This is a genomic window from Marinobacter nanhaiticus D15-8W, assembly GCF_036511935.1.
Taxonomy (GTDB): Bacteria; Pseudomonadota; Gammaproteobacteria; order Pseudomonadales; family Oleiphilaceae; genus Marinobacter_A; species Marinobacter_A nanhaiticus.
The window spans coordinates 70,812-94,759 of the sequence record NZ_AP028878.1 but is presented as its reverse complement, the minus strand read 5'-3'; the positions used below and the strand labels follow the sequence as shown (position 1 = coordinate 94,759).

22 protein-coding genes are annotated in these 23,948 nt (G+C 59.4%); 12 read left to right on the top strand and 10 right to left on the bottom strand.

Features of this window, described 5'->3' with window-relative positions; all coding sequences use genetic code 11:
- Window positions 1-283 precede the first annotated feature (283 nt).
- Together RE428_RS00420 and RE428_RS00415 are read left to right on the top strand one after the other, a co-directional pair.
- Entirely contained in the window at window positions 284-3,112 is a 2,829-nt protein-coding gene (locus tag RE428_RS00420) for an AMP-binding protein (RefSeq protein ID WP_004579529.1), read from the top strand.
- A 107-nt stretch (window positions 3,113-3,219) separates the two neighbouring features.
- On the top strand, window positions 3,220-4,251 hold the full coding sequence (locus RE428_RS00415; RefSeq protein WP_004579530.1) for a serine hydrolase domain-containing protein: 1,032 nt from the start codon (window positions 3,220-3,222) through the stop codon (window positions 4,249-4,251).
- A 35-nt stretch (window positions 4,252-4,286) separates the two neighbouring features.
- On the opposite strand, the gene RE428_RS00410 is transcribed toward RE428_RS00415, so the two are convergent.
- Window positions 4,287-5,363 (bottom strand): M23 family metallopeptidase, encoded by a 1,077-nt coding sequence (locus RE428_RS00410; RefSeq protein WP_081614545.1) that lies wholly within the window; start codon window positions 5,361-5,363, stop codon window positions 4,287-4,289.
- A 107-nt stretch (window positions 5,364-5,470) separates the two neighbouring features.
- Window positions 5,471-5,647, bottom strand: a complete 177-nt coding sequence (locus tag RE428_RS00405; protein WP_004579532.1) for a thioredoxin domain-containing protein — start codon at window positions 5,645-5,647, stop codon at window positions 5,471-5,473.
- Between the two features lie 93 nt (window positions 5,648-5,740).
- On the opposite strand from RE428_RS00405, the gene RE428_RS00400 reads away from it, so the two are divergent.
- Window positions 5,741-6,319 (top strand): hypothetical protein, encoded by a 579-nt coding sequence (locus RE428_RS00400; RefSeq protein ID WP_004579533.1) that lies wholly within the window; start codon window positions 5,741-5,743, stop codon window positions 6,317-6,319.
- A gap of 34 nt (window positions 6,320-6,353) precedes the next feature.
- Here the strand turns inward: RE428_RS00400 and RE428_RS00395 are convergent, their stop codons facing one another.
- Window positions 6,354-6,755, bottom strand: a complete 402-nt coding sequence (locus tag RE428_RS00395) for a nuclear transport factor 2 family protein (protein ID WP_004579534.1) — start codon at window positions 6,753-6,755, stop codon at window positions 6,354-6,356.
- Between the two features lie 200 nt (window positions 6,756-6,955).
- Complete coding sequence (locus RE428_RS00390; protein ID WP_004579535.1) at window positions 6,956-8,062, bottom strand: GGDEF domain-containing protein; 1,107 nt, start codon at window positions 8,060-8,062, stop codon at window positions 6,956-6,958.
- Between the two features lie 317 nt (window positions 8,063-8,379).
- Between RE428_RS00390 and RE428_RS00385 the strand changes: the two genes are divergently transcribed.
- A complete protein-coding gene (locus RE428_RS00385) occupies window positions 8,380-8,574 on the top strand; it encodes a hypothetical protein (RefSeq protein ID WP_004579536.1) in 195 nt (64 codons plus the stop codon).
- A 39-nt stretch (window positions 8,575-8,613) separates the two neighbouring features.
- On the opposite strand, the gene RE428_RS00380 is transcribed toward RE428_RS00385, so the two are convergent.
- Window positions 8,614-9,177 carry a phosphoribosyltransferase gene (locus tag RE428_RS00380; RefSeq protein ID WP_004579537.1) on the bottom strand — a complete coding sequence of 188 codons (564 nt, stop codon included), beginning with the start codon at window positions 9,175-9,177 and terminating at the stop codon, window positions 8,614-8,616.
- Window positions 9,178-9,308: 131 nt separating this feature from the next.
- Between RE428_RS00380 and RE428_RS00375 the strand changes: the two genes are divergently transcribed.
- Window positions 9,309-9,923: a phosphoribosyltransferase gene (locus tag RE428_RS00375; RefSeq protein ID WP_004579538.1), complete on the top strand. Its 615-nt coding sequence runs from the start codon at window positions 9,309-9,311 to the stop codon at window positions 9,921-9,923.
- Window positions 9,924-9,947: 24 nt separating this feature from the next.
- Here RE428_RS00375 and RE428_RS00370 read toward each other — a convergent pair whose 3' ends face one another.
- Entirely contained in the window at window positions 9,948-11,690 is a 1,743-nt protein-coding gene (locus RE428_RS00370) for an amidohydrolase (protein ID WP_051079757.1), read from the bottom strand.
- Between the two features lie 264 nt (window positions 11,691-11,954).
- Between RE428_RS00370 and RE428_RS00365 the strand changes: the two genes are divergently transcribed.
- The 4 genes from RE428_RS00365 (at window position 11,955) to RE428_RS00350 (ending at window position 15,991) form a co-directional block, all read left to right on the top strand.
- The gene (locus RE428_RS00365) at window positions 11,955-12,362 is read left to right on the top strand and encodes a CBS domain-containing protein (RefSeq protein WP_004579540.1); all 408 of its coding nucleotides are present in this window, start codon (window positions 11,955-11,957) and stop codon (window positions 12,360-12,362) included.
- Between the two features lie 165 nt (window positions 12,363-12,527).
- The gene (locus RE428_RS00360; RefSeq protein WP_004579541.1) at window positions 12,528-13,016 is read left to right on the top strand and encodes a MarR family winged helix-turn-helix transcriptional regulator; all 489 of its coding nucleotides are present in this window, start codon (window positions 12,528-12,530) and stop codon (window positions 13,014-13,016) included.
- Complete coding sequence (locus tag RE428_RS00355) at window positions 13,003-13,746, top strand: siderophore-interacting protein (protein ID WP_004579542.1); 744 nt, start codon at window positions 13,003-13,005, stop codon at window positions 13,744-13,746. The genes RE428_RS00360 and RE428_RS00355 overlap by 14 nt, the downstream gene beginning before the upstream one ends.
- Window positions 13,747-14,041: 295 nt before the next feature.
- Window positions 14,042-15,991 (top strand): sensor histidine kinase, encoded by a 1,950-nt coding sequence (locus RE428_RS00350; protein WP_004579543.1) that lies wholly within the window; start codon window positions 14,042-14,044, stop codon window positions 15,989-15,991.
- Between the two features lie 15 nt (window positions 15,992-16,006).
- On the opposite strand, the gene RE428_RS00345 is transcribed toward RE428_RS00350, so the two are convergent.
- Both RE428_RS00345 and RE428_RS00340 read right to left on the bottom strand, forming a co-directional pair.
- Window positions 16,007-17,017 (bottom strand): DNA topoisomerase IB, encoded by a 1,011-nt coding sequence (locus RE428_RS00345; RefSeq protein ID WP_004579544.1) that lies wholly within the window; start codon window positions 17,015-17,017, stop codon window positions 16,007-16,009.
- Between the two features lie 186 nt (window positions 17,018-17,203).
- The gene (locus RE428_RS00340) at window positions 17,204-18,310 is read right to left on the bottom strand and encodes a DUF2855 family protein (protein ID WP_004579545.1); all 1,107 of its coding nucleotides are present in this window, start codon (window positions 18,308-18,310) and stop codon (window positions 17,204-17,206) included.
- 89 nt (window positions 18,311-18,399) lie between these two features.
- On the opposite strand from RE428_RS00340, the gene RE428_RS00335 reads away from it, so the two are divergent.
- Window positions 18,400-19,038 carry a TetR/AcrR family transcriptional regulator gene (locus RE428_RS00335; protein WP_004579546.1) on the top strand — a complete coding sequence of 213 codons (639 nt, stop codon included), beginning with the start codon at window positions 18,400-18,402 and terminating at the stop codon, window positions 19,036-19,038.
- 5 nt (window positions 19,039-19,043) lie between these two features.
- Here RE428_RS00335 and RE428_RS00330 read toward each other — a convergent pair whose 3' ends face one another.
- Window positions 19,044-20,180 carry a glutathione S-transferase family protein gene (locus tag RE428_RS00330; protein WP_004579547.1) on the bottom strand — a complete coding sequence of 379 codons (1,137 nt, stop codon included), beginning with the start codon at window positions 20,178-20,180 and terminating at the stop codon, window positions 19,044-19,046.
- 94 nt (window positions 20,181-20,274) lie between these two features.
- Window positions 20,275-20,895, bottom strand: a complete 621-nt coding sequence (locus RE428_RS00325; protein WP_004579548.1) for a LysE family translocator — start codon at window positions 20,893-20,895, stop codon at window positions 20,275-20,277.
- 170 nt (window positions 20,896-21,065) lie between these two features.
- Here RE428_RS00325 and RE428_RS00320 point away from each other — a divergent pair, with 170 nt between their 5' ends.
- Both RE428_RS00320 and RE428_RS00315 read left to right on the top strand, forming a co-directional pair.
- Window positions 21,066-22,766, top strand: coding sequence for an Hsp70 family protein (locus RE428_RS00320; protein ID WP_004579549.1), 1,701 nt, complete (start codon window positions 21,066-21,068; stop codon window positions 22,764-22,766).
- The gene (locus RE428_RS00315; protein ID WP_004579550.1) at window positions 22,763-23,944 is read left to right on the top strand and encodes a DUF805 domain-containing protein; all 1,182 of its coding nucleotides are present in this window, start codon (window positions 22,763-22,765) and stop codon (window positions 23,942-23,944) included. The genes RE428_RS00320 and RE428_RS00315 overlap by 4 nt, the downstream gene beginning before the upstream one ends.
- Window positions 23,945-23,948 lie beyond the last annotated feature (4 nt).

The window sequence follows — 23,948 nt, the reverse complement described above, 5'->3', positions numbered from 1 at the left end:
GCGGAAAAGTCCTAGCAGTCCAGTGAGGAACAAAGCGGGCCGGTCAGGGTCTCCAAAAGCAGGGATGCCTGACTCCTTGCGGAAATCGCGGCCAAATAGTGGAGCAGGCAATGGCCGGATACCAGTCGGCGCTTGAGCCAAGTCAATTTGCTCACCTTTGGCAAAACGGATTTCCGTTGAAACGGGTCCACTAAAGGCAGCTTTAAACTATTGAAAGACCAGCTAAACTGATCAAATAGCCATCAAACTCGAAGCCCCGCGCCTTCGCACGGAGCCGCATTCTATGACAAAACAGGAAGATCATGACACCCTCGAAGGTGTAATGATCCGTGCGGTCAACGAAACCCTGCAGCACAGTGCTGAGGGTGCCTCACGCGCTACAGACGCTACTCTCGACAGTCAACTCGATGCCGATCTCGGTCTGGATAGCCTGACCCGGGCCGAGTTACTGGTGAACGTCGAGCGGGCCTTCTCAGTTCAGCTTCCAGAAGAATTGCTGAACGATGCCGATACCCCGCGGGACATCCTCGATGCCGTAACCCGCCTACGCGGGGAACACCCCCGGGAGCAAACTCGAGGCAGCGCCGCCAGCCCTATCGGGGAAGACGCCAAGACCTCGGACAGGGAGCACTTCACCGCACCGGCGTTCCGCACCTTACAGGAAGCGCTGCTGTGGCACACTCGTGAACATCCCTTACGGACGTACCTCCACTGGGTCAAGAGTTACGAAGACATCCGTCCGCTAACCTTCGGCGACCTGCACAAGGGCGCCCTGCGTGTGGCCAATGGCCTGTTCCAGAATGATGTCAACCAGCGCGATACGGTCGCACTGATGCTACCCACCGGCCATGACTACTTCTACGGCTTCTTCGGCACGCTCTACGCCAACGCCATTCCGGTACCGCTTTATCCGCCTATGCGCGCCTCCCAGCTTGAGGAACATCTGCGGCGCCAGGCCGCCGTGCTCAACAATGCGCAGGCCAAGGTAATGATCACCGTGCCTGAAGCCAAACGCCTGGCCACGCTGATTAAAGGTCTGGTGCCGAGCCTGGAACACGTACTGACGCCCGAAGACGTCTGGGCCCACCACCCCCTGGATCGACCGGTGACGGGTGTCGATCCCGAGGACATCGCCTTCTTGCAATACACCTCCGGCAGTACGGGTGACCCCAAGGGCGTGGCCCTCACTCACACCAACCTGTTCGCCAACATCGGCGCCGCCAATGCCGTGGTGAACGTGAGCCAGGACGATGTCTTTGTCAGCTGGCTGCCGCTCTATCACGACATGGGACTGATCGGCACCTGCCTGTCCAGCCTCTGGTACGGAATGCACTTAGTCATCATTGCGCCGCAATTGTTCCTGACCCGACCACGTTATTGGCTTTGGGCGATTCACCAGTTCGGCGGCACCCTCTCTCCGGCGCCCAATTTCGGTTACGAACTCTGCCTCGCCCGGCTGGAGGACGAGGATATGGAAGGCCTGGATCTCAGCTCCTGGCGCGTAGCCTTTAATGGTGCTGAGGCGGTCAGTCCGGATACGGTGAAGCATTTCAGCGAACGCTTCGAGCGCTGGGGGTTCCGTCCCGAAACCATGTCACCGGTGTACGGTCTGGCGGAAAACTGCGTGGCGCTGACCTTCCCGGAAAAACCGCGGGACCCGGTAATCGACGTTATCGACCGGGATCGTTTTCAGGAACAGGGCGAAGCGGTGCCGGTCGATCCGCATAACGAGACGGCTCTGCGCTTCGTCTGCTGTGGCAAGCCGGTGCCCAATCACGAGATCCGCATCGTCGACAACGACGGCACGGTGCTGCCCGAACGTCATGAGGGCTCACTGCAGTTCAAGGGGCCGTCGGCAACCCGGGGCTACTATCGAAACCCGGAGAAAACAGGAGAGCTATTCGACGGCGACTGGCTCAATACCGGTGATCGCGGCTATCTCGCCGATGGCGAGCTCTACCTCAGCGGGCGAAACAAGGATCTGATCGTCCGCGCTGGCCGCAACATCTACCCCGGCGAGATCGAGGAGGCGGTCGGAAAACTCGACAAGGTGCGCAGCGGCTGTGTGGCCGCATTTGGCGCCGGTATCGGTGGACGCACCGGTGAGAAGCTGGTGGTCGTGGCGGAGACCCGTGAGACCGACGAGGCGATCCACCGGCAGTTGCGTGAGGCTATCGGCCGTATCGCCATGGACACCCTCGGCATCGATGTTGACGAGGTGGTCGTCGTCAAACCTCACAGTATTCCCAAGACATCGAGTGGCAAGTTGCGCCGCAACGACTGTCGGCAGCGTTACGAACGGGGGGAGCTGGAACAGAAGACCTTACCGGTCTGGCGCCAGTTGATCCACTTGGCCCGCAGCAGTTGGCGTCAGCAGGCCGCGTTGGCCGGCCGCAACGTTGGTCGCTGGCTCTATTCCGGCTGGTGTTGGTTGACACTCGGGCTGACGGGCATTCCGGTCTGGTTGTTGGTCAACATCGTGCCCGGTCGCAGGGCTCGCTGGCAGATCTCGCGTTACGGTGCACGCCTGCTGGGGCTGCTGACAGGCACGTGGCTGTCGGTCGACGGCGAGGAAAAACTGCGGAACCTGCCCGCAGGCTGCGTGATCGTCGTCAATCACGCCAGCTATACGGATGCCCTGGTGACCACCGCACTGTTGCCGGTACCGGTCAGTTATGTCGCCAAAGTGGAATTGATGGGATTCCGCCCCCTGGGCCGCTACCTCAAACTGCTCGATGTGGAACCGGTGGATCGCACTAGCGATGAGACAAGCGTGCGCGCATCCCGCCGTATCGCAGACCGTGCCCGCAATCGCCGACTCCTGTTCTTCCCCGAAGGCAGTTTCGACGCCGCGCCCGGTTTACGCACCTTCCATATGGGTGCCTTCATGACTGCTGCCGTGCTCAAGGAACCCGTCATTCCGGTAGCATTGAAAGGGACCCGGCAGAAACTCCCCGCAGACCGCTGGAATCCCCGCCCTGGCCGAATCGAGGCCATCGTTGGCGATCCGATTATGCCGGAAGGGGATGATTGGGCTTCGGCGGTCAAGCTGCGGGACGAGGCCCGGCGAGCAATCCTGGAGATGACGGGCGAACCGGATCGGCTGGGCTAATGGCCGGCTGGTGCAGAACCTACGGCTCGTCCCCATAAGGGAACCCGAGGCTCCCTCGGAGGTCTTTCTTGCGTATATCGCCTAAAAAACAGACGTGCGACACATCCATGACCCGACGCCTTTTGCTCCTGGCCGGCAGCCTGTTGTCAGTACTGCTATATCAAAGCGGGCTCGCCCAGGCTCAAGCCGTCTCGGCGCCCATCGACAAACTCAACGTGTCCCAGGCGACTCGCGCAGCAGCTGACCTTGATCGCCTGCATAGCGTACTTGTCGCCGTCGAAGGCGACGTGGTTTACGCCCAGGTCTTCTCAGGCCCAGGCCTTGATGAACCGGTCAACATCAAGTCGCTGTCGAAAACGGTCCACTCGATTATTATCGGGGCCGCGATTGACCGGGGCATTATCGACAGCGCCGACCAGCCCATTACCGAACTTGTCGCGGTGCCGCAAGACGCCAGCCCGCGGGTCGCCGAGGTGACGGTGGGCAATCTGCTATCGATGCAGGCCGGACTGGGACGGACCTCCGGTCCGAACTACGGAGAGTGGGTCACCAGTGACAATTGGGTGGACTACGCCTTGAGCCGCCCGTTCGTCGCCGAACCCGGTGGCGAGATGCTCTATTCCACCGGCAGCTACCACATCCTCGCTGCGGCACTGACCGAGACCACCGGCCGCAGTCTGTTGGCCCTGGCCCGGGAGTGGCTGGGCCAGCCGCTCGATATTCGCATTCCGCCCTGGCAACAGGATCCCCAAGGCATCTATTTCGGCGGCAACAATATGCAACTGTCGCCGCTGGCGTTGTTGCAAATCGGCGAACTCTATCGCAACCGCGGCCAGCACGAGGGCGAGCAGGTGATCTCCGAAGCCTGGATCGAAACCGCTTGGGAACCCCGGGGTACCTCCCGTTACACCAGCGACCGGTACGGCTATGGCTGGTTCACAACCGAGCTGGCGGGGTACGACACCTACTATGGCCGCGGCTATGGCGGGCAGATGCTCTACGTGATCCCGGCACTGAAGATGACAGCAGTAATGACTGCCGATCCTACGCCGCCCTCATCGCCTTATTTCATGCGCAAGCTGGATGGCCTACTGGTGGATTACCTGATTCCGTCCATCCAGAAGATGGCCCTCAAATAACATTTAGGCCTCGCCCTCCAGCGCTCAGTCACGGCTTACTCCCTGGGCAGTACAGGCTCCGGCTGGAGGAACGGTTCCGGATCGACGGGGCCGGAAGCGGTGTAGATGCCGAAATGCAGGTGCGGCGGCGTAGTACGGGCGTTACCGGTATTGCCGACATAGCCAAGCACATCACCCGCGTCCACATCGGCACCGGACTCCACCTCGAAGGCATCGAGATGGGCGTAATAATAGCGCGGTGAGCCGAAACCGAGCAGGCTGCCCGACAACCACACATGCTTGCCACCCAGGTTGCTAGTGCCGGTACGGACGCGTCCGTCGGCCACAGCCGTAACCGCCGTACCGCGGGGCGCGAAGATGTCCACACCATGATGCGACCGGGCGCCGCCATCCCGGGGCGCGCCAAACGGGCTGCCGATATCCCGCTGCGAGGCGCCTGATACCGGCATGCCCAGGGACCCGCCGCTCGCCAGCGCCAGATTATATTCCACGGACGCAAACAACTCGGGCTGGAGCACGATCCGGTAGATGCCATCTTCTCTCACGACCCGGCGTGTGGACTGGCCAGAGGCGTCCAGCTCGGCCACTGTCTCCCAAGTGCCCGTGCCGAATTCACCGTCACTGTCCCGTCGTTCCAGACTGGCGAACAGCTCGCCGCCTGAGTCGGCTACGCGGTCAAGCCGCCAGACCAGCTCGGCACCTCGTTTCAGCGTCACCTGGTAGACATGGGCCTCCACGACATCCGCCACAAAACCGCGTTGCGTTTGCAGCTGACGGTCCAGGGAAACCGGATCGCTGCCCGCCACCTGCGCGGCCTTCTGCCATTGCTGGCCCAGCGGACTCTCCGCCAACCCCGCAATTTTCAGGCGCCAGATGAACAGCTCCCGTGGGGAAAGCCCGAGGCCTTCGATCGCCAGCGTCCGGATGGCTTCAGTGGTGCTGCCGATAGCCTGACGACGCAGGTCATCCCGGACAAGCAACACGCTTACGAGAGCCAGGAGGATCAGGAAAAGCCCCCAGGGCCGCCACTTGTGAGGCCGGGATTTTCCCCCAGGGCATGACTCGCCTTCTGACGTCGACTGGGAATCTGCTTTGTGTGAAGGCTCAGTCATCGAATGGCAGGTTCTGGCGGAATGTGTCGTTCGATGGATAGATGGAGCACGCGGCCGCTGTATCGGCCGCGTTGAGCTTTGAGCCCCCCGGTTACAGCGGTTATCGTCTAGCGAGGCCGATCGCTTTCGCGGGACGGGTTCTCGTCATTCTCTTCCGGCGCCACGTAGTAATCCCGTTTCTCGATGGTTTTCGTTTCAGGATTTTCCAGGGCGTTCTTCCGGCGACCGTTATACAGCCAGTAACCGACGGCAGCGACGATGATCAACAGGATGATCCATTTCATGATGGCCCCCTCTTTTCAAGAGACATGTCTTTGTTCTAGCGGCTGAGCTCATGGAACGTCAACTTAACAGCTGTCCATAAAAGGGAGGGAAGGATGGCCAGGAGCCTCCTCCTGCTGCTCTGTATCGGCCTACTGGCCGGATGCAGCAATCGATTGTTACCTCCGGCAAACGTCGAGGATCCGGTCCAGGTTCACCTGATGGATCATGGCCGTCATCCGAGTCTGCTGCTGCCCAACAAGGAAGGTGGCTGGATCCGCTATGTCTACGGCGAGTGGCGTTGGTACGCGGACGATGACACCGGTTTCTGGCGCGGTATCCAGGCTATGCTCTGGCCCACCCAGGCCGCCATCGGGCGCCTTTCCATCGACCACCTGCCCCGGCCGGGACGCTCCGAGGCGATCCCCGAGGGCTTCCTGAGGTTGTATTCGTTCGAGGTGGCGACGCAGCGGGCAGCAACTCTGCGAAAACGCCTGGACAGCCACTTTGAAGAGCCGGAAAGGCAGACTTTCCAACCCAGGTACAACCTGTATTTCGTGCCTTATCCGGAAAGTTATTGGGTCTTCAACCAGTCGAACCAGGTCATGAAACGTTGGCTGGAAGAGCTGGGCGCCGAGGTTCATGGCCCCGGCCTGTTCTCGGAATGGCAACTGGAAGGTCAGGACGGATTGTGAAAAACGACACCCGAAGGCGCCGTTTCCAGGAATTCTAAACCACCGGCTGTTTCATCCTTTCCAGCATCGCGCCCATCATCTCGTGGATCTTGTTGACTGCCTTGAGGGGGCGAACCATCACCTTGAAGTCGTCGATCCGGCCTTCGCCATCGCAATGGATGATGTCGACACCATTGAGCTGTACACCGTCGAGTTCGGTCGTGAACTCCAGCATGGCATTGTTGCCATCCAGGATTTCGCGCCGGTAGCAGAAATGCTCGTTATTGAGGGTATGCAGGGCGGCGGTGAGGTAGAGCTTGGTGATGGCTTTGCCTTCCTGGGGCGTGTGCACGACCGGGGAGTGGAAAATGACGTTATCCGCCAGGAGCTCGTCGAGAGCCTGGGCGTCCTTAGTCTCTACCAGTTGGTGCCAGCGCTTTATTGTTGTCTGGATCATGGGTGCGTTCGTCCCTTCCGTTCAGGTTTGTCGACCCCATCAGGCTGCCGAGCGGGTGTCAGCGCTCTTCAGCTACTTCGAGTCCTATCGATCATTTAGCGGCTATCCGCTTTTCTTACATCCTCATAATAGTGGGGAACGAGAATAACCACCATCCAGGCTTAATCGGTCAGGTAGGGTGCCAGTCGGTCGCACGGTGTTTATACGCTACGCAGCTTCCCGCCACTATTACGGGTCATCCGCCGACGCTGCTTTTCGCGATACATGGCCTCGTCGGCCTGTTCCACCATCTTTTCCAGGGACACAGTGTCGTCCGGCTCGCACACAACGACCCCTACGCTCAGGGATAGCCTGTAGCGGCGCCGGTTGTCGCTGTTGAAGCGCTCCACGGCGTCTTGTATACGCTTGACGACGATTTCCGGCTGCTCGCACTCCATGGAGAAGACGACGAACTCGTCACCGCCCACGCGCGCCACCACATCGGACTGGCGAAGCACCATCTTCAGCACCGCTCCGGCATCCACGATCATCTGGTCACCGTCGCGGTGGCCGTAGGTATCGTTGACCACCTTGAGCCCGTCCAGATCGGCGAATACCAGGATACTGGGGCTCGCGTTGCGGCAGGCCAGCTCGTACTGTTTCTGCGCCTGGAGGAAGAAACCGCGCCGGTTGAGCAGACCGGTCAGGGAGTCGCTGATCGCCATCTGACGCACGGCTTCTTCCGCCTTCTTGCGCTCCCGGATTTCGCGAACCAGTGCCTGGGTCCGTTGTTTGACCCGCTCTTCCAACTCCGCGTGGATGCGCACGTTTTCCATGGCCATAGCGGTCGAGTTAGCCAGCGTTTCCAGCAAGAAAATCTCTTCCGGTGATGGCGTATGGGCCTGTGCCCAGTAGATCCCGATAGCACCCAGGGCATCGGCGTTGCGAATCGGTATCGTCAGCAGGCTTCGCACGAAGGTACGGCGATAAATATCCTGGGGAACACGCGGATCGAGCGTAATATCCTCGATCGCCACGGACTCGCCACGTTTCATGGCCCATCCGCTAATGCAGGCGTCCATCGGAAAACGCGACCCCTTCCAAAGAGGCTCAATGGCATCTTCATCCACGTAATAGCATTGGTTGCCATCGCGCAGAACAAAACTGGCACCGTCTGCCTTGCTGATTTCACGGGCTACGGTGCGGACAATTTCGACGATCTCATTCAGATGGCGCGCGAGGGAGAGCTGCTGAACCGCAGCGACTAACCGCGTCATTTCAGAGGCAAAGAGCGGCTGGTTTTCTGGTTGGTTGAGCGACTCGCTCATAACCCTATCCTTGGCCGAAACCACTAGGGTGTAGACGTTTCGGAATTGTCCATGAATGAATCGATAACTTGCAGAATGCGGGGCTGCCGTCCGACTTTGCGTTTAATCCCTGTGTTAGACCAACCTAGCATATTACCTCTGCCAAACACCATGTCGGAATGCGAACCGTTCCAGAAGCTCACGATGACTTAAGCACGACAGGTTTCAGGGTACGCCTAACCGGTCACATTCCCCATCTCCTGCAAATGACGATGTTTTAACTGCAAAAACCACCCCTAATTGCCGTATAACGTCGCCGTGATTCAGGAGGAGGTTACATGACGGAAGCATTCAAGAAAGCGCAGAAAACCCGACCCGCCGTCGTGTGTCGCCCGGCGCCGAAGCCTAATCTGCCCGAACGCCGGAAATCACTGCGCCAGGGCGACCAGCTCGTAGTCGCCGGTAGCCACAGTTCGTTCGTGCTTGAGGTCAGCTCGTCGGAAGCCCAAGATTCCGGGGAAGGCCGGGACTAAGCCAAGGCCCGACCGAATCGTCCGCGCCCTGGTCTTACTCTACTTGAGGTGCGGCTCGAGGATGGCAAAAAGCTCCGGTCGATGAGCCGCAATCTCGTCGGCCGAGAGTCCTTCCAGCGAGTGCGGATATTTCAGCCACTCCGCCGTTTCGTGCAGATAGTAATCAGGCCCCCAATCCAGTTCGTTGCGATCCGGCTTGTAATAGGGCACCGCAACGCGGATATCACGCGGCGTATTGAGACGGGCACGCTGCTTAAGCTCATCGATAATGGCTTCCACCGACCGCCCGGTGTCGAACACATCGTCGACGATCAGCAGCGCATCTTCGTGGGTGACGTGCTTGACCAGGTAGTTAAGGCCGTGGACGCGCACAGTCTTGCTCTGCTGGTCGATCCCCTTGTAGGACGAGGTGCGGATGGCGATGTGGTCGGTATGTAGACCGTGGTAATCGAGGAATTCCTGCACGGCGATGCCGATGGGCGCGCCACCGCGCCAGACCGCAATCATGAAGGTGGGCCGAAAGCCGGAATTGAGGATCTGCGCCCCCAGGCGGAACGAATCCTCCAGCAGGCTTTGCGCACTGATGTATTGTTTCTCTGCCATGACACCGCTACTGTTCAGACAAGACGTCGTTCAATCGATTGGGCATAATCCCATCTACGTTATGTTCCAGCAAACCTTGCGCTCCATCAAATCTATCGCTCCACCAAACCTTAACCCTAAGCCAAACAAACATGACTGACGCCTCCGCCACCAACAAGACCGCCCGCACCCGCCGCTTCCTGCAGGAGGCCGACCTGATCGAAGATGCTTTCCGCCTGGGCGTGCAGGTCTACGAGAGCGGGTTCCGGCCCAACTTTATCGTCGGTCTCTGGCGCGGCGGCAGTGCTATCGGCATCTACGTCCAGGAATGCCTGCAGACCCTGGGCGTGGCCACCGATCATATCGCCTTGAGGACGTCCTACCGCGGCATGCAGGATTACGACAAGATGGTTGCTTCGCCGGAGGAGAACATCCGGGTCCATGGCACCCACTACCTGCTGGACAACCTCAACCGGGACGACCGCCTGCTGATCGTGGACGACGTTTACAGCACCGGCTACAGCATCGCCGCTGTACTCCAGCGCCTCAACGGCCAGCTCAAGCGCAACATGCCCACAGACACGCGCATCGCTACACTCTACCAGCGCCCCAGCGCCAACAAGACCGGTCGCCAGCCGGATTTCTGCCAGCACAGCTCCGAGGATTGGCTGGTTTTCCCCTACGAGTTGAACGGTTTGAGCCGCGAGGAGATCGACACGCACAAGCCCTACGCGGGGGAGATACTGGACAGCGTGCGCCAACCGTAGCGCTGCTTCAGACTCCGTCGCTAACTAGTGCCGATAGATCGATTGCCCCTCCTTGATCGTCTCCAGTACCGTGATCTTATGAATGCTGTATTGCTCCACCGTTAGCGGGTTATCCGAGAGCACGACAAAGTCCGCCAGCTTGCCGACTTCCAGTGAACCTTTACTGTCTTCCTCAAAATGCTGGTAAGCGGCCCATAGTGTCATGGCTTTAAGTGCCTGGCGCGGACTGACGCGCTGGTAGTGCCCCAGCACCCGGCCGGCCCGGGTAACGCGGTTGACGGTCGCATCCAGCACCCGCATGGCGTCCGGCAACACTACCGGCGCATCGTGATGCGAGGTAAAGCGCAGGCCGGCACCAAGGACCCAGCCAGTAGGCGAGATATGCTCCGCGCGAGAGGGTCCCAGCACAACCTCGCGATGCCAGTCACCCCAGTAGAACGTATGCATGGGAAACAGTGACGGGAAAATACCCATTTCCTTCAGCGCCGGCACTTGATCCCGGCGCAAAGTCTGACCGTGGACGAGCACGGGGCGCACATCGACACCGGGTACGGCCGCCTCGGCCTCGCGCCATGCCGCAATCATCTGGTCGATGGCCTTGTCGCCATTGGCGTGGGTCAATGTCTGCCAGCGATTGCGCAAGGCCCGGGTGTAGATTTCCGCCACCGCCTTGTCGTCGACAACGCCGTAACCCGCGTAGCTACCGGGCTCGCCCGGCGGCGGCCTGAAGTAAGGCTGCGATAGCCAGGCGGTACGGCCCTGGGGCGAGCCGTCGAGCGTCAGCTTGATGCCGCCGATGCGGAAGCGGTTGTGATATTCAGGCGGCGTTCCCGCGGGCTGGAAATAGAGCGGTCGCAGCAGGGCTTCCGTTCCCTCGACCAGAATATCCGGGTAGGACACGATATCCGCCTTCAGTTGTCCTGCCTCCGCCGCAGCCATCGTCAACCTGACCTGATCCGGCGCCGAGCGGCCATCCTGCAGCGTGGTATAGCCGTAGCGGGTGTAAAGCGCCTCCCCCTGTTTCAACATGTCGATGGCCTGTTCGGTATCCATGTCTGGATATAGCTTGCCGAGGGCCATGAAGAAGGCATTTTCCTCCAGTACCCCGTTGGGCACACGGCTGTCTGCACCGCGTCCGATACGCCCGCCCGGGGGATCCGCTGTATTCTCGTCGATGCCATCCCGTTCCAGGGCCGCACTGTTCAGCACACCCAGATGACTGGACTGGTGAATGACGAAGATCGGCGTGTCGGCGCTGACGGCGTCCAGCTCGTCCCGGGTGGGATGACGGCGCTCCGCCAATTGGGAGTCGTCGTAGCCGAAGCCATAGATCACGCCAAAATCCTCGAGGAGCCGCGATTGCGGCGCAAAATCTCGCAAGGTTTGCTGCAGCTGGGCGATCGAGCTTACCTGGCCGTCCGGTGGCGGTAGCAGGTTGGCGCTCAGGGCCTGGAAGCCGACATAGGAGACGTGGCCGTGGGCATCGACGAAACCCGGCAGGAGGGTGCGGCCCTGCAGATCGTGGACACGGGTCTGCTCGTCCCGAAGAGCCATAACCTCAGCCTCACGACCTACGGCCTGTATCCGGCCCTGGGTGACGGCAATCGCCTCCGCCTGGGGCGCGGCATCGTTGATCGTGATGATGATTCCGTTATGCCAGATCGCGTCCGCCGACTCCGCCGCCCGGCTGGCGGATGTCAGACCTGCGAGGATCACAAGCAACGCGGCGAACCACGCCGCCCACAACCCGACACCTGATCGTTTCATGGGGCCTCCCAGCCGAATGACGGGCATGCTCGAAGGTGGTTTGAAAAGCTTAGTGGGTGGCGGAAAGATCGGCTATTCACAAAATTTGAAAGAGGTCGATGCCACGTTTGGATCAGCCCTCTTTAAATTAAAAATAGCGATCAAGTTATATAATTTAATACTTAAAAGTTATAGAAGGCATTGGAATGTCCGATTGGGCGCACTCGCGTTCTCTGCCGATACTACGGCGATACCGCAAATGGCGAGCACCAAGGAGGCCCACCCATGCGTACCGTTGCAGACCTGATGACCAAGTATGTGCCCACCCTCAGGGCAGACGACTATCTAACCCGCGCCGTCGACCAGTTGCTGTCGATCGGCTTCACCGGCCTGCCCGTGGTGGACGAACAGCGTCGCCTGGTTGGCTTCCTTTCCGAACAGGACTGTATCCGCACGCTCGCCAGCAGCAGCTACCACTGCGAATCCTGGGTACGCATCAGCGACATCATGTCCAAGGACCCGCTGTTCGTGTCGCCAGACCTGTCGGAGATGGAGATCGCCACCCTGTTCGGGAAGGCCAAGCCGAAAGTTTACCCGGTCGTGGACGAAGACCGCCGCGTGCTGGGCGTGATTACCCGGTCCCGTGTGATGGAGGCCTTGAACCACCAACTCAAGACCTGCCGCGTCGCCTGACGATGATTGAAGCGCAATTCCTGGCAGCGTGAAAAAAGCGTCGTTCAGTCATGGGGTACGCCGAATCCATTTCGCGCAGCCTGTAGGCAATAGCCGAGATCTTGGTTGACACTATCAACCTTTAAACTTAAGGTTGATAGTGTCAACTAAAAAAGTATTATGCTTATGCCTCGATCACCCAGCGAACCGCTCCAGCGACTGACCCACGCCTATCGGTCCCGGTTGCGCCAGACCATCCTGGAGCACCGTATCCCACTGCCCTCCACTCACATACGCGTACTCAAGGGCGTATGCCGCAATCCGCAATGTACCGCCCAGTCCATCGCCGAGCGCATGTTTCGGGATAAAGCCCAGATCACCCGCGTCATCAAGGATCTGCTCGATCGCAACCTGATCATCCGTATCCCCAATCCGGACGACCGCCGCAGCCAGTTGCTCAGGCCTACTGATCAGGGACAGGCTCTGATGGAGCGGATCGATGCTATCGAGGGGCAGGTCACTGCGGAGATGACCCATAACATCGGCAAAGACGAGTTGGAGACCTTCGTCCGGCTCGCCCATAGGATGGTCGACAACCTGGGCCAACAACCGGACGCATCATCCCCCCCGCAAGGGGCCCACCATCACGGAGACCCATCCCATGGCCAGACCTGAACCCCGCACCCTGGAAGTCCTGCGCACAACCCCGATCACACCCCACATGCAACGCATCACCCTGGGTGGCGCCGGCCTGGCAGGTTTTCCCGACGACCAGGCCAGCGCCTACATCAAGCTGGCCTTCCCGGCGGAGGGGGATCGCCCGATGACGCGCACCTACACGGTACGCCACCACCGCGCCGGCGAGATCGATGTGGATTTCGTACTGCATGATACCGCTGGCCCGGCATCCACCTGGGCCGCCACCGCCCGTCCCGGCGATCGCATCCGTGTCGGCGGCCCAGGGCCGCGCAAGCTGATACAGCCGGATGCGGACTGGTTCCTACTCGCAGGCGATATGACAGCGCTGCCCGCGATCAGCGTCAACCTCGAGCTACTACCCGACGACGCCCGTGGCTATGCCGTGATCGAGGTGATTGACGAGTCGGATATCCAGTCTCTGGCGCGGCCGGAACATGTCGACGTGCAGTGGATTATCAATCCCGAGCCGGATCCCACGGGGGGCACCCTCGTCGACCATATCCGCCAGCTCCACTGGCCGGACGGACAGCCCGCCGTCTGGGCCGCCTGCGAATTCAGCGGCATGCGTAAGCTCAGGCACTACTTCAAGCAGGAACGCAATGTACCCAAGACCCACCTCTACATTTCCAGCTACTGGAAAATGGGCAGCAGCGAAGACCAGCACAAGCTGGCGAAGCGGGCCGATGCTGAGAAGGACGGTGCTTGAAGCGCCGAATTTAAATCGTTCGGTTCGCCCAACATCACTGAAAGCCGAGCAGCAGGACCGGCTGTATATTCGATGGTAATGCACACCCTTCGCCAAGCTCTGCTATATCTATATCAACCGCAAACTTAAGGTCCTACGTTATTCGAGTTACATCCATACCTTGTTCAAGCAGATGGCCGGATGACGATGGTGAGGAATGGCTGATACGTAGCCGCCTGACAAAGACCGCTACACCCTCACCATTAATTTCATTCAAGCCGTTCGGTGGGCCTTTGGAAGATGGAGAGGTATCTGAATGGCCGGCAGTTTCAAAAGAGTGGTCCCTCGCGTCCGGGAGCACCTATCAGACCATGCAGTTTTCTACTCGATATTTTTGCCTTTCGTACTTGTTATCGCATTAGCTTCGGTCGTTCTCTACATGGTGCTGGTGGAATTGCGCCTGGCTCCAGTGAAGATGGAACAGCTGGATAAGGTCGATGCAGCCAAGAGTGAAATACTCCGCGAACTCGGCCAGATTGAACGCGTACCAAGCCTGATAAGGAGGAATCCTGACGTCCGTGAAAGTCTGGAAGCCAATAGTCCCTTGGCTCTCGATACGCTTGTCAGTGAATTCAGCTTTTTTAGCCACGTCTCCCCTCTTATCTCACAGGTTCGCTGGCTGGACAGCACCGGGATGGAACGAGTACGGGTGAATGTCGAGCGGGGTGTAGCACGGGCGGTGCCGGAAGAGCAGCTTCAGTCCAAACAGCACCGAGACTATTTTAAAGACGCCTGGCCTCTCGGCCCGACGGAAACCTACCTGTCCGCGGTGGACCTGAACATGGAGGGCGGGTCCGTAGTCTGGCCGCTCGAGCCCACGGTGCGCGCCGCAGTGAGGACGGGAGAAAACGACAACCTGCGTGATGGCCTCCTGGTGGTTAATTTTGATCTGTCTCCTCTCTTCTCCCGTTTAAGACGCCTCTCCGACGAAACTCAGCAGTTGGAGATCGTCGACCAGAATAGCTTTTGGCTACTTCACCCCGACACCTCGATGGAGTGGGGCTTTCTCAGTACATCCGAGAGTCACCGACTCGTGAGTGCAGATCCGGGGTTTTGGAACGACATCCAGAACAATGAAGTCGGTTTGGGGGCGGTCGATGACACGCTCATGCGTTCCTTTTCCAAAGTTCGCTTTTCGTCTGGCGAGCGCACCAGCCGGACGGAAGCACTAGCGGATATGATCGTTATCGTTCAAACCCGGCAAAACATCGTCGGCGCCATCAAAACGAGCAGTGCCCTGTTTGCCGCTGCTTGTGGACTTCTCCTTGTTATGGGGGCGGGTGCCCTCGGCTGGAATCTGTCCGCTGCGTACAATCGTGAGAACGGCCTCAAGCGCGACCTGCAACGGGAAGGAGAAGACCTGAAGCGTGCATACCGAAGCTTGTCGAGCGCGCACGAGAGAACGGTCCTGTTACAGAACGAGCTCGTTGAAAGCCGAAAATTATCCTCACTGGGCATGGTGGTGGCCGGGGTGGCCCAAGAACTCAATACGCCAACCAGCTCAGCGATTCTCAATCTGGACTGGGCCCGAACGCTTGAGAACGATATCGAGTACCGGCTTCGGGATCACGATACATGGCCGTCGCTGGAAAACGATTTTCTGATTTGCCGCGAACGCCTCGACTCCGCAAGCGCCGATGTACGCCACGTCGACGAGCTGATCAACAGCTTCAAGCGCCTCGCTGTTGACAGGACACTCCAGGCACCTGAGCTTTTCGAACTGCGCGGCCGCATTGACGATGTACTCGTCACGATGGAGACGAGGCTGAACCACCACGGAGTAGATGTCATAACAAACGTATCCGACGACATTGCCCTGGAATCCTATCCCGGCATATTCTCCCTGGTTATCCAATATATCCTGGACAATACACTTGAACATGCGTTCGAAGGCGCCAAGTCAGGCAAGTTAAAGATCCATGGTCGTGTCGATTCCGGCAGGCACATTATCCTTGAAATCAGTGACAATGGCCGCGGTATCGATGCGCACATTGCCGGAAAGGTATTCGATCCCTTCGTGACGTCCGCCCGCAACAGGGGTCATATCGGACTGGGTATGCACTTCGTGCATCAATGGGTACACAACCTGCTACAAGGCGTTATCGTGCTGGAGTCACAGCCCGGCCTTGGCACCCGCCACATCATCACATTACCCGTAACGCTGCCACAACCCGGACGCACCACAGCCGCCCGGTTAAGCATTTAGAGGCTGCGCTTTTAGCTATACCTGTTTCCGCTCCTGCTCAACCAGTTGGTTGAGCAGGTTAAGCGTGGCCTTCTCGTCAAGACTCACCAGCTTGCCGCGATAACGCTTAAGCTGACGACGGAAATAATCCAACGTGCGCCCGCTTTCATAGTGAAGAATGACATTCGGATGGATGTAGCTGCTACGACAGGTGGCCGGGGTATTACCCAATTGCTCGGCCACGCTCTTGACCGCTTGAACGACATTGCTCTTGCTGATCTTCTGGTCGGCAGCCGGGCCCAGCTGATCCAGCGCCACAGCCATCAGCACGGTGCCGGCCCAAGTGCGGAAATCCTTGGCGCTGAAATCCTCGCCCATGACGTCAGAAATGTAGTGGTTCAGGTCCTGGGCGGTGATTTTTCGGCGGTTGCCATCGGGCAGTGTGATATCGAACAGCTCGTATCCGGTCATGCCTTCGAGCTTCCTCAACACCTCTCGCACCTGCCTGTCGGTCACCGTCCGGTGTTGGTGCTGGTGGCTCTTTCCTTCATAGTCGAACTCCACACGGTCCTTCTTGATGTCCATATGCTTGGCACGCAGCGTGGTCAGGCCGTAGGTCTTGTGGTCTCGGGTGTAGGCACCGCTGCCCGGTCGGAAGAAGGCATCGTCGAGCATCCGGGTCATACAGGCCAGCACCGTTGTTTCGTCGATGGGGCGCCGTTGGATGTGCTGGCCGGTTACCCTGCGCATGGTCTCCAACTGAGCGCCGAAACGCAGGATGCGCTGGTATTTCTGCTGGCTGGCTTCCTCGGTCCAGTCCGGGTTGTAGACGTATTGCTTGCGCCCCTCACTGTCGCGGCCGGTCGCGAGCACTTTGGCATCCCGGTCCAGTTCTATCTTTACATCGCGCCAGGCTGGCGGAATGACCAGGTTGCGGATCCAGCGTTTAAGTCCGGCATTGCGGACGGTCCTGCCGTTAGGGTAGCGGTAGGTGAATGATTTGCCGTGAGGCTTCCTGAGTACGTAGCGGTCCATGGCGTCTTCCATTCAGTCCTTAAGCGATCCTTCCTTTATCGCATTCTCACCTCTCTCTATAGAGTCGTCGTCGGTAAATGGATCAAATCCAAGCGTCCTGCGGGGCGCCACCAGAACAGCGCCCGCTATCGGTAACCGCATCAGAAGAAATCGTGATGGCTTAGCTGCGAATCTACTTCTGTGCAGAAAGGGTTCCGTTCAGGCCATCACCACCACATGGCCCACCCGTGGATCGACCCGTCCGTCCACCAAATCCCGGATCAACGGCTGGGCCGACACGAGACCATGATGCGTCTCTACGGTCATCCAGGGCCGTTGTGGATCGCTGATCCGGTCGATGAAGGCCAATTGGGCGGCGTTGAAACGGCGGGTCACCTCGGCCGGGCCCCAGTCCGCATTGCGCTTCCTGATCTGGTCGGGCGCGAAATACGTTTTCGGTTCCGGTCCGGGCAAGTTTTGTCGGTGGGTGCTGATATGGTCCTGGCTGTGGGCGGAACCGGCGTAGCAATCGTGCACCAGCGTATCGGGAAAATGGCGATGGATTCGTTCACGCAGCTCGGCATTGCCGGAGAAATCAACGTACAGGGTGGGCACCGTGTCGTCGAGCTGCTCGACGTCTTTGTAATCCAGGGCCCGGCCATAGCAGCCAAGACTATCGACGAAAGCGCGGTTACGAGCAGACGTCAGGCCAACAATATCCATATCGTCGTGCTCCTGCAGGCAGAATGCCGTGCCATAAGCCGTCTTACTGGATGCACTGGAAAAGATGATGCGCCGGGCCCCGAAGAAGCCGTTATCCTGCAGGAAATCGGCCAGCATGAACGAGGTGATGAACAAAGGGCGGACCAGCATCTGATAGTCCTCCTTCTCGGGACGATAGGCGTCGTCGGTGGTGACTCGCTGGTATTGATTGTACGCCGACACCAACGCCTGGCGGTGCGGGGTTCCGTCATAGAACCCTCGTTGGGACACCCGCACCGGCTCCATCATCACATGGGTCGCCAGCGGCCAGAATCCGTAATACCGTTCGCCGACCTCCACGCCATCGACCGACGAGGCCATTACCTCGGCAAACCCCCAGGCAGGCATCTGGCCCCAGCCGGTCTCGCCGGTCGGGTAGAAATCCCAGTAGCGCAGATGCGGCGTGTCACCGAAGGCGGCGTAGGTGATATTGTTGGTGGTTACCGCGAGTCGCGCGATCTTCATGAGCACCTGGCCGCTTCCGACCTCGGGTAGGGATTGGGTCACAGGCTGGGTCACGCCCAGATCGCTCCTGTCGGTATACAATCGCGTCAGTTCAGTCATCGGCCTTCTCCTAAGTACGCTGCTCTATCGTCATTAACGCTGTTCGACGATTCTAGCGCCAGGCCCACCGGACGGGGTTCGGAAACACCATGCGCAAACCGACATCTTCGCTCGCACCACGCACCAAGCCCCTCAAGCGGCCGACCCAGGCCCGGGCACGGTTCACCGTGCAGGCAATTTTCGACGCCTATGTTCGGATTTGGCAGCGCGACGGATGGGAAGGTCTCACCACCCGCAAGGTCGCCCTGGAAACCGGAATTGCGGTCGGCACGCTCTATGACTATTTCCCGAGCAAGGAGGCACTGCATTCGGGCTACGTGCGCCATTGCATCGAGCAACTGATCACCCGGGTCGACGCGCAGGTGGTCGCGCCGGAAGACATGCCCTGGCAGGCACGGATCCGGCACTTGATCCAACTACTCTGCGGGCAGGAGACCCCGGCCTGGTTCCATCCCGATATGCTGGACCTGGAACCCCGGATCGCCGATCCACGACTGCAGCAACGGGCCTACGGCGAGCTCCTGGCCATGTGGCACCGGGTGTTCGCGGCCTGCGGGGATTTGCCGCCCGTCTCCAGTGAAACCATCGAGGCCCTGCACCTCGCGATCTGGGGTGGGCGGCGCTACGGGCTGCTGGTCAGGCTGGACGACGCCCGAATGAAAGCCTGGGCCGCCGCCATGGAGCGGCTTTGCCTGAGCCTGATCGAACACGACGAACAACGGCCCTGACCGATTCAGCCCGGACGCGACCAGACCTCGATATGGCTACGCCGGTCTACGCTGTAGCCGCGATCGCCCGGCAGGGCGGCTTCCAGCCCACGAGCGGCCAGCTCTGAGCGCACCTTCGCCCGCTGGTCCTCACCACATCCGGCCAACACCTCATCGGCACGACGCAGGATGTAGAGCAGGTACGGTTGCACGCCCGTTTGTACCGACACGCCACGGAACTGGGTCTCCGCCAGGCCGACATAGCGCTGGTGCGGCTTGGGCGCGACCGGCTCGCCATCCTTTGGCTCATGCTTGGCGATCAGGGCGTCCAGTACCGAGAGTTTGTCGGTCAGCATGGGGAAGATCTCAGTCGCGATATGCTGAAACAACGGCTCCAGTGTGTCCGGAATCTGGTCGTCCGGCAGGAAATCGGTGCCGTAGCCGGGGAAGTCTGGTGTATCCAGCCCCGGCGCGGTCATGCGCTCGACCCAACGGAAAACCCTGGGTGCCCGGGTTTTCATGATACCGGCGGGCACCGGGTCGCGACCCAGGTGGGCGAACATCGGCCCGATCAGTCCGTAGTCGCCGATGGAGGGCCGGCCGCCGAACAGGTACGGGTGCTCGGCGAAGTGCGCGTTGAGCACATCCAGTAAAGCCTCGAAAGAGGCCTCGATGGCGGGTATCGACTGCTCGGTTACACCGAGTTGCGGCAGGTAAGAATTCATCCGCCCCATGATTTTCTCGGCCATTTCCGCACCGGAGCCGGAGGCAAACGCATCCCGCAGGAAGCCTTCCTGTTGCTCCCGGTAGCTCCAGCGGTAATGCATGGCGTGGGGGAGCATGGCCTGACAGCCATAGTACTGCACGATGATCGCCAGGACGCGTTGCAACGGGCCTGCTGGATAGGCGGAATAAGCCACGCCCTGGCGCTCGAAGTGATCGATGATGTCGAGACTGTCCTGGATGATCTCGCCGTCGGGGGTCTCCAGCACCGGAATAATCGCCCTCTGGGTCACCGGCATGATTCGCTGGGCGTAATCCGGATCACGAGTGGGGATCTCTACGTAGGGAATACCCTGGGTCCGCAGGTAACTGCGGGCAATGCCGGTGAAAAGCGAGTGGGGTACTCCGTAGAGTCGGTGACCGTGTAAGGTGTCTGTCATGAGTATCGTCCTTTCTTGTATTGTTAGACGTTTTTCAGAAAGGTCTCATGGTAGAGGAAGTCGGAAGTTCAGGCGATGTCTCTCCCGCGAATCTTTACTCGCGTACCAGGCGAACACCGAAGAAGATGAAACAGCCTCCAGCGACTCGATCGATCCAGTGCCCCAACCGCGCATAGGCACGCGAAATTCGCCGACTGGCGAACAACCAGGCTACTACCGAGTACCACACCAGGGAAATCGTCACCATCAGGGCGATGGCCATCAGACCCAACGCCGCCGGCGCTTCGGGAGGCATGGCAACAGCGAACAGACCGGCGACGAAAAGCGCGGTCTTCGGGTTGGCGATATTGGTAATGAAGCCCAAGCGAAACGCCCGCCAGCCATGGGTCGATATGACATCCTGTGTGGAAGACGTGACCGTACGATCAACGCTGCCCCACAACAGCTTCAACCCGAGCCAAATCAGGTAAGCACCGCCGGCCAGCTTCAGGAAGAGATACATCCAGGGCGCCACGTTAAACAACGAATGAATGCCCAGGAAACCGGCACTCGCCCAGAGCAGCGTGGCCAGGATTATTCCCGCGACGGTGTGCAGACCGGCAACGCGGCTTTGCGTCACTGCAACACGAACCGTCACGAGGAAGTTGGGGCCGGGTGTCACTGCCGCGACGACCCAGAGGGTGGCTACCGAAAGCAATGCGGCGTATTCATCCATGAGAGTTCCTGCGATAGCCCGTCTTCAACTGTTCAATTTGTATACCAAAAAGCCGGTCATGAAGTCATCAACGGTGACAAAAAACCCCAAGAACCTACCTTGTGCGAACAGATGTCATCCGATATAAACCGTCTAAAAAGTAATCACCCTTATAAGGTCAGGGAAGATCAATGGCAGTTATCGGTATTGACCTGGGCACCACTAACAGCCTGGCTAGCATCTGGCGGGACGATGAGTCGGTCCTTATCCCCAATGCACTCGGGGAGTTTCTCACGCCATCAGTAGTCAGTGTCGATCACAAGGGCATTGTCCTGGTAGGCAAGGCTGCGAAGGAGCGACTGGTTACCCATCCGCAGTCTACGGTCTCGCAGTTCAAGCGTCTGATGGGCACCGCCGAAAAACTTTCCCTCAATGGCAAGAGCTTCTCACCGGAAGAGCTGTCCGCGCTGGTGCTGAAGCAACTCAAGGCTGATGCCGAATCCTTCTTGGGCGAGCCCGTTGAGGAAGCCATCATCAGCGTACCGGCCTATTTCAACAACAATCAGCGCACGGCGACGCTCAACGCCGCCCGCCTGGCCAACCTGCACGTGGAGCGTCTGATCAACGAGCCCACCGCCGCAGCCCTGGCGTATGGTCTGAAAGAACACAGGGACGAGAGTACCTTTATCGTGGTGGATCTGGGCGGCGGAACGCTGGACGTTTCCATCCTCGAGAAATTCGATGACCTGCTGGAAGTGCACGCGACCAGCGGTGACAGTTTCCTGGGTGGTGAAGATTTCACACGTGCCCTGATGGCCGGCGTGCTCGCCCGCTGGGAACTGGGCAGCCAGGCCCTGAGCCGCGAGGAACGAGCCCACGTCTACCGTGTATGCGACCAGGCGAAGAAGGTGTTGTGCGAGGAAACCACCGTTGCTGTCAGCGCCAGCATCCAGAACCGCACCCTCACCACCACCATCAGCCGCGAGGATTTCCTCGGCTTTTGCTCGAGCCTGATCGAACGTCTCCGTACCCCGTTGGAACGGGCTGTAAGAGACTCCGGACTAGGCCGTGACGGCTTCGATGATGTGATTATTGTGGGTGGTGCCTCGCGTATGCCCGCGGTGAAAAATACCGTGGGCCGTATGTTCGGCCGGATCCCTTCCGCGAACCTGGACCCGGATCTGGTGGTGGCCATGGGCGCCGCCATCCAGGCCGCCTTGAAACAGCGCAACCAAGCCCTGCGGGACACAGTCCTCACCGATGTGTGTCCATTCAGCCTGGGCATCGCCTCTGCGCAAACCTTGGAGCACGGGATCCGCTCCGGCTTCTTTTCGGTGCTGATTCCCCGCAACACCGTGATACCGGCCAGCCGCAACGACCGCTTCTACACCGTAGAAGATTATCAGGCTGCCATACGCATCCAGGTGTACCAGGGGGAACAGCGGCTGGTTAAGAACAATATAAAGATCGGCGAACTTACTGTTCCGGTACCGCCAAGGCCAGCTTCCGAAGAGGCCGTTGACGTGCGATTTACGTACGACATTAACGGCATTCTGGAGGTACTAGCCGAAGTGCCCAGCACCGGTTTCAAGGACCGGATCGTCATCCGGAATACCGATACCGAGCTCTCTGACGGCGAAATCGAGAGCGCCCTTAAACGGCTGGAATCACTCAAGTTCCATCCCCGTGAGGATATCGCCAATATCGCCGTCATGATGGAAGCTGAGCGGATGTTTGCCGAAGCCCTGGGCGAGGAGCGGGAGCACATTGGCGCGCTCATCCTGGAGCTGGAAAACGCCATGGACTCCCAGGACCGGCAACGGGTCGACACCGTTAGAGTTGCGGTGGAATCGCGGCTGGATACCATTCGAACGCATTGGGGAATGTGGTGAACGCCTGGGTTATTCTCGGCATCGCGCCAGGCAGCGACAAGCGAACCATCAAGACGGCCTACGCGCGCCGGGCCAAGGAGTGCCATCCAGAAGAGCAACCCGAAGCCTTCATGGCACTGCGCGAGGCATACGAAGCCGCATTGGCCAACGCGACGCGCCAGACAACGCGTCCGTCCGCACCGCTGCCCCCTGTCGAACCAGAGCCGCCGCCCAGCAGCCCCCGGTCGTCAGTTTCTCCCGTGATTCCCATACCCCCACGGGTAGAGATTCAGGAGACGCCACCTACAATCGGTCACCGACCGATCATCAACGGGGATGCCGTCAGAAAGCTCAACGCTGAGTTCAAGGCATTCCTGAATCGGGCCCGGGCCGAGCAAAAGCCTGAAGACCTTGAAACATTGCTCGGACACCCCTTGCTCGAATTTATGGAGGTTCGGGACCAGGTGAGTCACGAAACTATGCAGGCACTGGCGGCGACGCTCAGCGAGGCACCAACGGATTCGTGCCCTTTGGGCCGCGAAACCTTGCGGGCACTGGACCGGGTCTTCCAATGGAGTTCGGACTACCAACCTGTACGTGATCCCGGCCTGGATAACGTCTACCTGATGCTCGACGCAGCACATGAAAGTCACTTGAAGGCCCATGATCACCTGGGCTGGAAGTGGCTCGGAGGGCTGTTTTTCAACTTTAAAGGGCGGATTTCCAGAAGGGAATGGTTGTTCGGATTCGTGATCCTCGTTATCAGCACGATCGCGTTCACCGGACTGATCAACGGTCTCTATACGTTCCTGCCGGACTGGCCGTATCGCGGAGCCATGCTGATAGGTACAGCGCTGGCGTTCATGGTCACCTTTATCAGCCTGACCCTGAAACGCAGTACCGACGCTGGCGTCCACCCCGCAGCCACCCTGATTCTCGGCTGCGTATTTCCTATCGTGCTGCTCTTTTTTATCCTGGGCGTCCCCCGCGAACACGAACGCCATGCAGATCCGCGGGAAAAGTTTACCGATCCTTTCGAAAAGGCCTACTGGGATATCCGCAACTACAGTAGGCGTTATTCACTGCGCAAATTCGGCCTGTTATTCCGCAAACTTTCCAGTCGTTTAGTCCGGGAGTTGGGCGCTTTCCTGATTATCGGTATTGTCGTGGTGCCGACGCTTGCAGCCCTGGCCAATTAGCCGT